The sequence below is a fragment of the Allobosea lupini genome, assembly GCF_900109525.1.
Classification (GTDB): Bacteria; Pseudomonadota; Alphaproteobacteria; order Rhizobiales; family Beijerinckiaceae; genus Allobosea; species Allobosea lupini.
In genome coordinates, this window is the sequence record NZ_FOAN01000001.1 from 567,546 (window position 1) to 580,015 (window position 12,470).

General features: G+C 68.8%; 3 protein-coding genes. All 3 read left to right on the plus strand.

Features of this window, described 5'->3' with window-relative positions; genetic code table 11:
- The first annotated feature begins 227 nt into the window (after positions 1 to 227).
- The 3 genes from BMZ21_RS02770 to BMZ21_RS02780 are packed head-to-tail and all read left to right on the plus strand — an operon-like array spanning position 228 to position 12,453.
- On the plus strand, positions 228 to 2,234 hold the full coding sequence (locus BMZ21_RS02770) for an amino acid adenylation domain-containing protein (RefSeq protein WP_167561500.1): 2,007 nt from the start codon (positions 228 to 230) through the stop codon (positions 2,232 to 2,234).
- Entirely contained in the window at positions 2,227 to 10,191 is a 7,965-nt protein-coding gene (locus tag BMZ21_RS02775; protein WP_091829525.1) for a hybrid non-ribosomal peptide synthetase/type I polyketide synthase, read from the plus strand. The genes BMZ21_RS02770 and BMZ21_RS02775 overlap by 8 nt, the downstream gene beginning before the upstream one ends.
- Before the next feature lie 6 nt (positions 10,192 to 10,197).
- Positions 10,198 to 12,453, plus strand: coding sequence for a condensation domain-containing protein (locus BMZ21_RS02780; RefSeq protein ID WP_091829527.1), 2,256 nt, complete (start codon positions 10,198 to 10,200; stop codon positions 12,451 to 12,453).
- Positions 12,454 to 12,470: the final 17 nt, after the last annotated feature.

Consider the following 12,470-nt stretch of genomic DNA (forward strand, 5'->3'; position numbering starts at 1 on the left):
CAGAGTGATAGATCATCGTGATCGCGTCCATTCGGACGCGCGATGATCCAGGATCCTGACTTCCCCGCACCACGCCCCCGCATCCACGGCCCTTTCGGGCATGCTTCGCCCGGCTGAGCGCGCTTGGCATGCGTCATCCCCGCCCCGTGCCCCTACCCCGTGGGAGAATGGCGTTACTCCACCTGCTCCAATGTTGTCGCGCGGGCTTGGCGCATAGCCTTCCCTGCATGACACAGACCATCGACAGGAAAGCTGCCCGCCAGGCCCCGCGTCGTAGCCGGCCCCGGGCGTTCGCCGCTCCCGATCTCGCCGGAGTCTCCCGCCCACAAGTCGCCCGGCAGGAAGCGCCACAAAGCGCGCCAGCCGCGCCGGCGACCCTGGTCGATCTCTTTGCCGCGCAAGTCGCGGCCCGGCCACGCGCCGTCGCCTTGTCCTTCGGCGCGACCCAACTCTCCTATGCCGACCTCGATGCGCGCGCCGAACGACTGGCCGGGCAGCTGACCATGTTGGGCGCCGGCCCCGGCGCAATGATCGGGCTCTGCCTGCCGCGCTCGCTCGACCTCATCGTCGCGCTGGTCGCGATCCTGAAGAGCGGAGCCGGCTATCTGCCGCTCGACCCGGCCTATCCGGGCGAGCGCCTCGCCTTCATGGTCGAGGATGCCAATGCCTTGCTGATAATCGCCTCCGAGCACGCCGACTGGCTGCCGCCCGGCCGGCAACGGATCGATCCGCATCAGGCCGAAGGCTCCAAGGCGACCCCTTCGCCGACGCGGCGCGCGGCTGCGGCCAACGATCTCGCCTATGTGATCTACACCTCTGGCTCGACCGGCAAGCCGAAGGGCGTCGCTATCGAACATGCGGCGGTCACACGGCTCTTCAGTGCGACGGATGGCTGGTTCGGCTTCCGGCCCAGCGATGTCTGGACCCTGTTCCACTCCGTCTCGTTCGACTTCTCGGTCTGGGAGATCTGGGGGGCGCTGCTTCACGGCGGGCGTCTCGTGATCGTGCCGGAGAGCACGACGCGGGACCCCGCCGCTTTTTTGCGGCTACTCGCCGACGAGGGCGTAACGGTGCTCAACCAGACACCGTCGGCTTTCGCTGCCCTCGACCGCGCCGATCATGACCGCGGCGGACGCGACCAGCTCTCACTGCGGCTGGTGATCTTCGGCGGCGAAGCGCTCGATCCGCGCCGCCTCGCCGGCTGGTACCAGCGCCGCGGCGAGCATGCCCATCTCGTCAACATGTACGGGATCACGGAGACGACGGTGCACGTCACCTATCGTCCGCTCTCCCCCACGGATACGGAACAGCGGTCGAGCCTGATCGGCCGGCCGATCCCGGACCTCAGGCTGCTGCTGCTCGACGGCGAGACCATGCGCCCGGTGCCGCGCGGCGAGATCGGCGAGATCTTCGTCGCCGGCGCGGGATTGGCTCGTGGCTATCTGAACCGGCCCGAACTCAACGCTGCGCGCTTCGTGCTGCATCCGGACGAGCCCGGCGCCCGGCTCTACCGCTCGGGCGACCTCGCCCGCCAGGTCGACGAGGACGATTACGAGTATCTCGGGCGGGCCGACCAGCAGGTGAAGATTCGCGGTTTTCGCGTCGAGCTGGGCGAGATCGAGACAGCGCTGATGGCCCATCCCGGTATCGGGCAGGCCGCCGTGTTGCTTCGATCCGACGACGGCAACGAACGGCTCGTCGGCTATCTCGTGGCCGATGGCACGGAACGCCCCTCGGCCGCGGCGCTGAAGGCTCGCCTCGGCGAGACGCTGCCGGCGCATATGGTGCCGGCAGCCTTCGTCTTCGTGCCCGAGATCCCCCTGACCGTGAACGGCAAGCTCGACCGTGCCGCACTGCCGGCGCCCGGCCGCGCCCGGCCGGAGACGGCCGCGCCCTATGCTGCGCCCCGCAATGCCATGGAGCGGCGGTTCGCCGACGCCGTCGCCGACATCTTCCAGATCGACATCGTCGGCATCGACGACAATTTCTTCGATCTCGGCGGCAATTCCCTGCTCGTCGCCGAACTGCACCGGCGCCTCGTTCGGGACCTGCCCTGGTTCGCTCTGGTCGATCTCTACCGCTACCCGAACGTACGGGCGCTGGCCGGCCATCTGACGCCACAGAAGCCCAGCGTGCTCGGCAGCCTCGCGGCGGCACGCGAACGCGGCCTGCGCTCGCGCGGCCTGCCCGCATCCTTCGCCGACAGCGCGTCGACAGGCGGTTCGCATGACTGACCACCTTCCCGAGCGCGCCATCGCGATCATCGGCCTGGCCGGCCGCTTCCCCGGCGCACCGAATGTCGGCACGCTCTGGCAGAACCTGCTTGATGGCGTGGAGTCGATCACGAGGTTCGACCCCGCCGAACTCGAGGACGACTTCGACGCAGCGACGCGCGCGCTCCCGAACTTCGTTGCGGCTAAGCCCGTGCTCGACGGCGTCGACCAGTTCGACGCACCCTTCTTCGGCATGATGCCGCGCGAGGCCGCGCTCACCGATCCGCAGCAGCGCCTGCTGCTCGAATGCGCCTGGGAAGCCCTGGAGGATGCCGGCTACGACCCCGCAGTGCCCGGCCAGTGCATCGGAGTCTTCGCCGGCGCCACATCCAGCACCTATCTGCTGCAGAACCTGCTGCACGACCGCTCGGCGATCGCCGACTACACCTCGGGCTTCCAGATCGGCAACCTGCCGCTGCTGGTCGGCTCGGCTGCGGATTTCACCGCGACGCGGATCGGCTACAAGCTCGGCCTCACCGGCCCCTGCGTCGCCGTCCAGTCCGCCTGCTCAACCTCCCTGCTCGCCGTCGCCCAGGCCGTGCAGAACCTCCTCTGCCATGGCTGCGACATGGCCCTGGCGGGCGGCGTCTCGATCACCTTCCCGCAACGGCGCGGCTATCTCGCCCAGGAGGGTGGCATCGTCTCGACGGACGGCCATTGCCGGGCCTTCGACGCCAGCGCCAGCGGCACGATCTTCGGCAGCGGCGCCGGACTCGTCGTGCTGAAGCGGCTGGAGGATGCGGTCGCCGATCGCGACCAGATCTACGCCGTCATTCGTGGTGTCGGCGTCAACAATGACGGCGCAGGCAAGGTCGGCTTCACCGCGCCGAGCGTCGACGGCCAGGCCGCGGCGATCGCCATGGCACATGCCGCCGCCGATATCGATGCGCGCTCGATCGGCTATGTCGAATGCCACGGCACCGGCACGCCGATGGGCGACCCGATCGAGGTCGCCGGTCTCACCGCCGCCTTCCGGCTGACAACAGAGGATCGCGGGTTCTGCGCGCTCGGCTCGATCAAGTCCAATATCGGCCATCTCGACGCCGCCGCCGGTGTGACGGGGCTGATCAAGGCCTCGCTCGCGGTTAAGAACGGGGTGCTGCCGGCGAGCCTGCACGTCACGCAGCCGAATCCGGCGCTGGAGCTGCCCGACAGCCCGTTCTTCATCGCCGACCACAGGCAGGAATGGCCCGAACAGCGCGGGCCACGCCGGGCCGGCGTCAGCGCCTTCGGCTTCGGCGGAACCAATGTCCATCTCGTGCTGGAGCAGACCCCGGCGGGCGAAACCGTGGCGCCAGCCCGCCGCAACCAGCTGCTGACGCTTTCGGCCCGCAGCGCCGCGGCGCTCGGGCAGGCGCGGGACAGGCTGGCGGAGCATATCGAAGCGCACCCGGAGCAGAGCCTCGCCGACATCGCCTTCACCTTGCAGGCGGGGCGACGGCCCTTCCCGCACCGTCTCGCCGTGGTCGCCGGCGATCACGCCGAGGCCGCCATTGCCCTGCGCAAGCTGAACACCGAACGCTCTGCCGCAGTGACCGGTGCCGGCGATCTCGTCTTCATGTTTCCCGGCCAGGGCTCGCAATACCCGCAGATGGCGCGGGAGCTCTATGCCGGCGAGCCGGTCTTCCGCCGGACCGTCGATCTCTGCTGCGAGCTGCTGAAGCCCGAGCTCGGGCTCGACCTGCGCAGCCTGCTCTATCCGAGCAATGGCGGCGATCCGGAAAAGCTCTCGGCGACGCTGCTCGCCCAGCCGGCGATCTTCACGGTGGAGTACGCGCTGGCGCAACTGCTGATGAGCTGGGGGCTGCAGCCCTCCGCCATGATCGGCCACAGCGTCGGCGAGTTCGCTGCCGCCTGCCTCGCCGGCGTGTTCTCGCTCGAAGACGCCCTCTCGCTCGTCGCCAGGCGCGGCCGGATGATGCAGGAGCTGCCCGGCGGCGCGATGCTGGCCGTGCGCCTGCCCGACGCCGAGATCGCGGCGCTCGCACGGGACGGCGTCAGCGTGGCGGCGGTCAACGCGCCCGGCATGGGCGTGCTCGCCGGGCCGTTCGAGGCGATCGAGGCGCTTGAGGCCGAGCTCGCGCACCGCAAGGTGACGCATCGCCGCCTGCAGACCTCGCACGCCTTCCATTCGGCCATGATCGACCCGCTGGTCGCGCCGTTCGCCGAGGCGGTCGCGGCCATCCGCCTCAATGCGCCGGAGCTGCCTTACATCTCCGGCGTGACCGGCGATTGGGTCAGCGCCGCACAGACCACCGATCCGTCTTATTGGGCGCGGCACGCCCGCGAACCCGTGCGCTTTGCCGACGGCATCGCGACGCTGGCGCGTGGCCTCTCGCCCATCCTGCTCGAAGTGGGACCCGGCGCAGCGCTGGCCAGTTTCGCGTTGCAAGGTGCCGGTGCGGGCCGGGCCGCCATCTCCTGCCTGCCCGATGCGCAGGGCGATGCCGAAGGCATGCTGGCAGCCGCTCTGGGGCGCCTCTGGACAGCCGGGCTCGCGCCGGACTGGTCAGCCTACCAGGCTGCCGGCAAGCCGAAGCGCGTCTCGCTCCCGACCTATCCGTTCGAACGCAGTCGGCACTGGGTCGAAGCGCCGGCTGTCTTGGCTACCAGCTCCACGACGGCGCCTGCGGCTGCTTCCGTTCAACCTCATCCCACTCAACCCGAGCAGGAACCGGCCATGCCTCCCCATGCTGATACCGACATCCCCCTGGGCCGTTCGGAGCTCGGCGGCCGGGTCGCTGCGATCTTCGAGAACTTGTCGGGGCGACCCTTCGGCGCGGAGGAGGCCGGCGCGAGCTTCCTCGAGCTCGGCTTCGACTCGCTGCTGCTGACGCAGGCCGCGCAGGGCCTGCAGACGGCCTTCGGCGTCCAGATCCGCTTCCGCCAGCTGCTCGACGATCTCCCGAGCGTCGACGACGTCACGCGCCACATTGCCGAGCTTTGCCCGCAGGAAATGGCGAAGCCGGCTGCGATCGTTCAGACGGCGGCGCCGGTCGCATCTGCGCCTATCGCGTCGGCTCCCATCACCCCCGTAGCCGCGGTCGCCAGCGCGCAGCCGGCCGGTTCTGGCCTGGACGCTCTGATGCGCGAGCAGCTCGACGTGATGTCGCGCCTGATGGAGCGCCAGCTCCAGACCCTGAGCGGGCAACCCGCAGCGCCGGCCATCGCAGCCGTAACGCCGGCCTTGCAGCTCTCGCCCGCCCCGCAGCCGCCGGCGGCCGCGCCGTCTAAGCCAGCGTCGGCTTCCCCGGCCGCAAGCGCCGCATCCGGCTCGACTGCCCGGTTCAAGCCCCTGATCCGCACCGGCAGCGAAACGCTTACCGAAGCCCAGCGGGCGCATATCGCCCGGCTGACCAAGCTTTATGTCGGCAAGACCGCGACCTCGAAGCGCCTCGCCGACCAGCACCGGCCGGTCCTGGCCGATCCGCGCACCGTTTCCGGCTTCGCGGCCGACTGGAAGGAGATGGTCTATCCGATCGTCTCCGCCCGGGCGAAAGGGGCCCGGATCTGGGACGTCGACGGCAACGTCTATATCGACCTCGTCAATGGCTACGGCCAGACCGCCTTCGGCCATGCGCCGGATTTCGTCGTTGAGGCGGTCCAGGCGCAGCTGAATGACGGCTTCGCGATCGGGCCGCAATCGCCGCTGGCACATGAGGCCTCGACGCTGTTCTGCGAACTGACCGGCCATGCCCGGGTCGCCTTCTGCAACACCGGCTCCGAAGCGTTGATGGCGGCGATGCGGGTCGCCCGCACCGTCACCGGCCGGGACAGAATCGTCGCATTCTCAGGCGCTTATCACGGCCAGTTCGACGAAGTGCTGGTCCGTGGCGTCGGCGAGCAGCACCGCTCGGTGCCGGCGGCTCCGGGCATTCCGGCCGAGGCCGTCGGACGCATGACCATCCTCGACTACGGCACGGATGAGAGCCTCGCCTGGCTGCGCGAGCACGCGCATGAGCTCGCCGCCGTCCTGGTCGAGCCGGTACAGAGCCGCCGGCCGGGCTATCTCCCGGTCGCGTTCCTCAAGGAGCTGCGCGCCATCACTGAGCAGGCCGGCACCGCGCTGGTCCTCGACGAGGTCGTCACCGGCTTCCGCGTCCATCCGGCCGGCGTGCAGGCCCTGCTCGGCATCAAGCCGGACCTCGCGACCTATGGCAAAGTCGTCGGCGGCGGCCTGCCGGTCGGCCTGCTGGCAGGCACCCCGCGCTTCATGGATGCGCTCGATGGCGGCGCCTGGCGCTTCGGCGACGACAGCGTTCCCGAGGTCGGCGTCACATTCTTCGCCGGGACCTTCGTCAGGCATCCGCTGGCGCTGGCGGCGACGGTCGCGGTGCTCCGGCACATCAAGGAAAAGGGGCCGGCGCTGACCGACGCCCTTACGCAGCGCATGCAGGGCCTCGTCGAGGCGCTGCGGCGCGCCTTCGCCAAGGTCGGCTGGGACGTGCCGATCGAGAGCTATGGCAGTGTCGCCTATTTCGAGCCCGGCCGCGATCACCGGCTCGGCAGCCTGCTGCACTACCATCTGCGCGCCCGCGGCATCTTCATCCAGGAGCACTATCCCTGCTTCCTTACGACCCAGCACGGCGAAGCCGAGATCGCGGCGATCATCGCTGCGTTCGAAGACAGCCTCGCTTTGATGCGCCGGGACGGAATGCTGCCTGGAGCCACAGCCGAGAGCCTGCCGCCGGACATGCCAGCTGCGCCTTCGGAGATCGAGCTTCCGCTGACGGAAGCCCAGACCGAGATCTGGCTGTCGGACCAGACCGGCCCCGAGGCCAGCGCAGCCTTCAACGAATCCGTCAGCCTGACGCTCGACGGCGATGTCGATGCGCTGCGCCTCGCCGAAACGATCAGGCGGGTCGCCGGCCGGCACGCGATCCTCAATGCGCGCTTCTCGCCCGATGGCGAGACGATGCAGGTCTCGTCCTCTGGAACGTTCCCTGTCGCGATCAGCGACCTGCGCGGCGAGTCCGACCCGCAGGCCGCGCTGCAGGCCAGGATCGAAGCCTATGCCAGCCGCCCCTACGATCTCGTGCAAGGGCCAGTGGCCGAAGCCGAAATCATCCGGCTCGGCGAGCGGAAGCATGTGCTGATCCTGTCGGCGCATCACATCGTCTGCGACGGCTGGTCGACCAATATCCTGCTCGACGAGATCGCAACGGCCTATCGCTCAAACATCGACGCGCTGCCGGCCGCGATGCCCTTTGCGGACTACGCGACGGAAACCCGGCAAGACCCGCGCACGGAGGAAGCAGCGGCCTACTGGACCAAGATGTTCGCGGAACTTCCCGCGCCGCTGGAATTGCCGACCGACCGGCCGCGGCAGGCGCCGCGCAGCTTCAATGGCGGCACGCGCACGAGCTTCATCGAGGCCGAGCTCTATCGCCAGGTGAAGGCGGCGGGTGCAAGGCGCCGGCGGACTCTCTTCGCCACGCTCTTCGCCGGCTTCCAGGTGCTGCTGCTGCGGCTCTCGGGCCAGCGCGACCTCGTCATCGGCGTACCTGCCGCCGGACAATCGCAGCTCGAAGGCCCCTCACCCGTCGGCCATTGCGTCAATTTCCTGCCGATCCGCGGCGGAATCGATCCGGGCGAGCCGTTCAGCGCCCATCTCGACAAGGTCGGACGCCTCGTCCTCGACGCCTACGACCATCAGAGCTTCACACTCGGTGCCCTGTTGAAGCGGCTGCGCGTCCCGCCGGTCTCCGGGCGATTGCCGCTGGTCGAAGTGCAGTTCAATCTCGAGCGGCTCGCCGGCAATCTCGACTTCGGTCCTGCGATCAAAGCCAGCGCCGAGCCGAACCCCAAGGCCTTCTCCACCTTCGATCTCTATTTCAACATCGGCGAATCTGATGATGGCCTACGCATCGATTGCTGCTATGGCGCCGATCTCTTCGACGCGGCGACGATCGACCGCTGGCTCGGCCATTACCGTACGCTGCTCGCCGCCTTCGTCGCCAATCCCGACATGATCATCGCGGCGATGCCGCTGATCGAGGGCGACGAGCGCCAGCGCCTCGTCTCCGACATCAACGACACCCAGGTCACGCTCAAGAGCGACGACGGCACGGTCCAGGCCTTCGAACGCCAGGTCCAGCAGCAGCCCGAGGCGATCGCCGTGTCATGCGGCGACCAGCAGCTCTCCTATGCCGCCCTGAACGCCTGGGCGGACCGGATCGCGGCAGAGCTGACGGCGCGCGTCGACGCTCCCGAAAGTCGCGTCGGCCTCCTGATCGAGCGCTCGCCGGCGCTTGTCGCCGGCATGCTCGGCGCGCTCAAGGCCGGCTTCTCCTATGTGCCGCTCGACCCCGTCATGCCGAAGGCGCGCATCCAGCGGATCCTGCGGGATTCCGAGGCGGTCGCGCTCCTGATCGCCGGACCGCTCGCCCCGGCCCTCGTCGAGGCGGACGAGCACCTCATGCTGATCGATGTCGACCAGACCGCGGCGAATCTCGCCGGGATCCGGACGGCGGCGATCGGCCCCGACCAGCTCGCCTATGTCATCTACACCTCTGGCTCGACCGGCGCGCCGAAGGGCGTCGAGGTCAGCCATGGCGGGCTGTCGAACCTGCTGCTAGCCATGGCACGCGAGCCCGGTTTCTCCAGCTCGGACACGATGCTTGCCGTGACCACGGTGACCTTCGACATCGCCGCGCTGGAATTGCTGCTGCCATTGATCCAGGGCGGCCGCGTCGCCATCGCGACCGCGGATGAAGCCAAGGACGGCGCCGAATTGCTGGCGCGGCTGCAGCAGAGCGGCGCCAACGTGCTGCAGGCGACGCCGATGACCTGGCGCCTGCTGCTCGAAGCCGGCTTCCGCTCACGGCCGGGATTCCGCATGCTCTGCGGCGGCGAAGCGCTGCCGCTCGACCTCGCACGCAAGCTGCTCGAAGGCGGCGGCGAGCTCTGGAACATGTACGGGCCCACCGAGACGACGATCTGGTCCTCGGTCGCCCGCATCCAGCCGGAGGACGAGGTCGTCACCATCGGCCTGCCGATCGCCAATACGCAGTTCTACATCGTCGACGGCAACAACGAGCCCGTCGGCGTCGGCATCCCCGGCGAACTGTTGATCGCCGGCGCAGGCCTGGCGCGTGGCTATGCCAACAATCCCAAGCTCACCGCCAGGAGCTTCATCGCCAACCCGGTCGATCCGGGCACCAGCGCCAGGGCCTACCGCACCGGCGACCGTGCCAAATATCTCCCAGACGGCCGTATCGTGCATCTCGGGCGGCTCGACCATCAGGTCAAGCTGCGCGGCTTCCGCATCGAGCCCGGCGAGATCGAGGCTGTCCTCGCCCGCAAGGCCGGCATCGTCTCGGCGGTGATCCTGCGCGAGGACGTGCCGGGCGAGCCGCGACTGGTCTGCTACTACGTCATGGATACGGACAGTCCGCCGCCGGCCGAATTGCGGGCGGCGCTGGCGCAGGACCTGCCGGACTACATGGTCCCGACCGCCTGGGTCGGCCTGCCGGCCCTGCCGCTGAACGCGAGCGGCAAGCTCGACCGTGCCGCGCTGCCGGCGCCGGATGCCCAGAGCGCTGCGCCCAAGACCGAAAAGGCGGCAGACAAGGCTGCGCCGCGAACCCCAGTGGAGGAGACGCTGATCCGGATCTGGAGCGAGGTGCTGCGGCGCGAGGACATCGATGTCGACGACGACCTCTTCGATCTCGGCGCCGATTCTCTCAGCATCTTCCAGATCACCAGCCGTGCCCGCCGCGAAGGCCTCAAGGTCGCGGCCCGGGATTTCTTCCGGAATCGGACCATCGCCGCCGTCGCAGCTGCGCTTCCCGATGAGCCCGCCGCAGCAGCAGCCGCGCCTGCCGCGACGTTCTGGAAGCGGCCATGGCGACGCCCGCGCGACGGCGCGCAGCAGCCGAGCGAGCCGAGCGCCGCCTCGCAGCGCGAGAGAGGGTGAACGATCATGGCAAATCAGTTCACCCGCGAACCGGAGCCGCAACTGCGCGAACCGGAGCGCATCGTGATGACGGCCAGGTGCTCGTCAGCGCAGCAGCGCTATTGGGAGATCGACGCCAGGGATCCCGGCACGCCAGCGCTCAACATCGCCGTGAAATGGCGGATCCGCGGGCATCTGGACGCGTCACTGGCGCAGGATGCGTTCCAGGCGATCCTCGATCGCCATGAATCCCTGCGAACGGCGATCCGGCTGGAGGATGGCCGGCCCGTCCAGGCAATTGCCGAGCATGTTCCTTTCAAGCTGCCGGAGATCGATCTCTCCGGCCTGCCCGAGGCAGGCCGGGCCCGGGAAGCCGACCGCATCGCCCAGAGCGAAGCCTGCACGCGCTTCGATCTCGGCGAAGCCCCGTTGCTGCGGGCGACGCTGCTACGCAAGAGCCGCGCCGAAGCGGTGATCCTGGTCGTCGCCCATCACATCGTCAGCGACGGCTGGTCGATGGGCCTCATCGCCAAGGATTTCGTCGCGGCCTATCAGGCGCTGGGCCGCGGCCGCGAGCCGGTCCTCTCAGAGCTTCCCCTGCAATATTCCGACTTCGCCGAAGGCAGCCAGGACAGCATGGAAGGCGGTGCGCTGGCACGCGAGGAAGCCTATTGGCAAGGCAAGCTCGCCGATCTGCCAGCCGTCGAGGTGCCGGGCGATCGTCCGCGGCCGGCGACGCGGAGCACGCACGCCGCCTCGCTGTCGCGGCTGCTTCCCCGCCCCCTGACCACGGGCCTCGCCGATCTGGCGCGGAAGGAAGGCACGACTTTCTTTTCAGTCGCTTACGCCGTTCTCCTGACCCTGCTTCGGCAACGCACCGGCGCGTCCGACCTCGTGCTGAGCACGCAGATGGCGAACCGGGACGACATCGAGCTTGAAGCGATCGTCGGTCCTTTCGTCAACACGCTCGTACTGCGGACCAAGGTCTCCGGGGATCAGAGCTTCCTCGACCTGTGCCAAGCGGCGCGTGAGACCTTCGAGGACGCGGTCGATCATCATCAATGGCCGTTCGACAGGCTCACCGAACTGCTGCCAAGCCATGGCGACGCCGGCCGGCCGCCGATCTCGATCAACTTCATCGTCCAGCGCGCCTTCATCGGCGAGCTCGCCAACGACAGTTTCCAGCTTTCGGGGATTCCATCGCCTTTGCCCGGCGCGCTCTATGACCTCAACTTCATCCTGGTCGAGCGCGAGGAAGGCTGGCGCCTGACCTGCGAGTATCATCTCGACCTCTATGACGAGGCGACTGCCAGCGAGCTGGCGGCGCAGTTCGAGAGCCTGGCGGAGGCGCTCGTCGCCAACCCGGCCGCGAAGCTGCCGCATCCGGCGCCGACCTCCCTGCCGATCGCATCGCCGCTCTGGCTGCCGGCGACGCCGGCCTTGCCGCCGGTGATCGACGTGACGGGCCTGCGCCGGACCTGGTTGCAAAAGAGCGGCACGCAGCCGACCTTGTTCGCGCTCAACCACACCGCGCATAATCTCCGCCTGTATCGGCCGCTGGCGCAGGAACTCGGGCCTGATCAGCCTTTCGCCGCGCTGCAATTGCTTGACCCGCTGGTGAACGGCGCAGCGCCGAGCTCGATCGAACAACTCGCCGCCGCCTATTGCGAAGCGATCATCGCGACGGAGCCGAATGGCCGCTATCGGCTTGCGGGCTTCTGCCGCTCCGGCGTGATCACCGTCGAGGTCGCGAAGCAGTTGGTAGCGAGCGGCAGGCAGGTCGATCTGGTCATGCTGATCGACTGCTGGGCACCCGGCTACTTCCTGCAGCAGCCCTATGGCGCACGCCTTTGGTTCCGGCTGAAGCGTGCCGGCCGCTTCGCGCGGCGCTTCTGGCAGGGCGGGCCACGCAGCTTCGTGACGCGCATGTCGTTCTGGCTGCAATCGACCGCCGCCGTCAGGCAGGCGAAGCGACTGATCTTCTGGCGCCCGGCCGAGGAAGCAGCCGACGAGGCCGATTTCTGGCGGACGACCGACGAGCTCGAGGCGCTGGTCCAGCGCTATGCGTTGCCGAACTATGACGGGCGCGTCCTGGTTTTCCGGAGCGGGGCGATCCCGGCCGGCTGGCCGCCGGATGCCACCCTCGGCTGGGCGGGGCATCTTGCGCCGGGCACACCCTGCTTCTCGGTCGACGGCGAAGGCCATGAAGGCGCTTTCTCCGAAGCCGGATCGCGGACCATGGCCGAACGGATTCTCGAGGCCACAGGGCGGAACCGGGGCTGATCGCGGCGCCTTTAGTC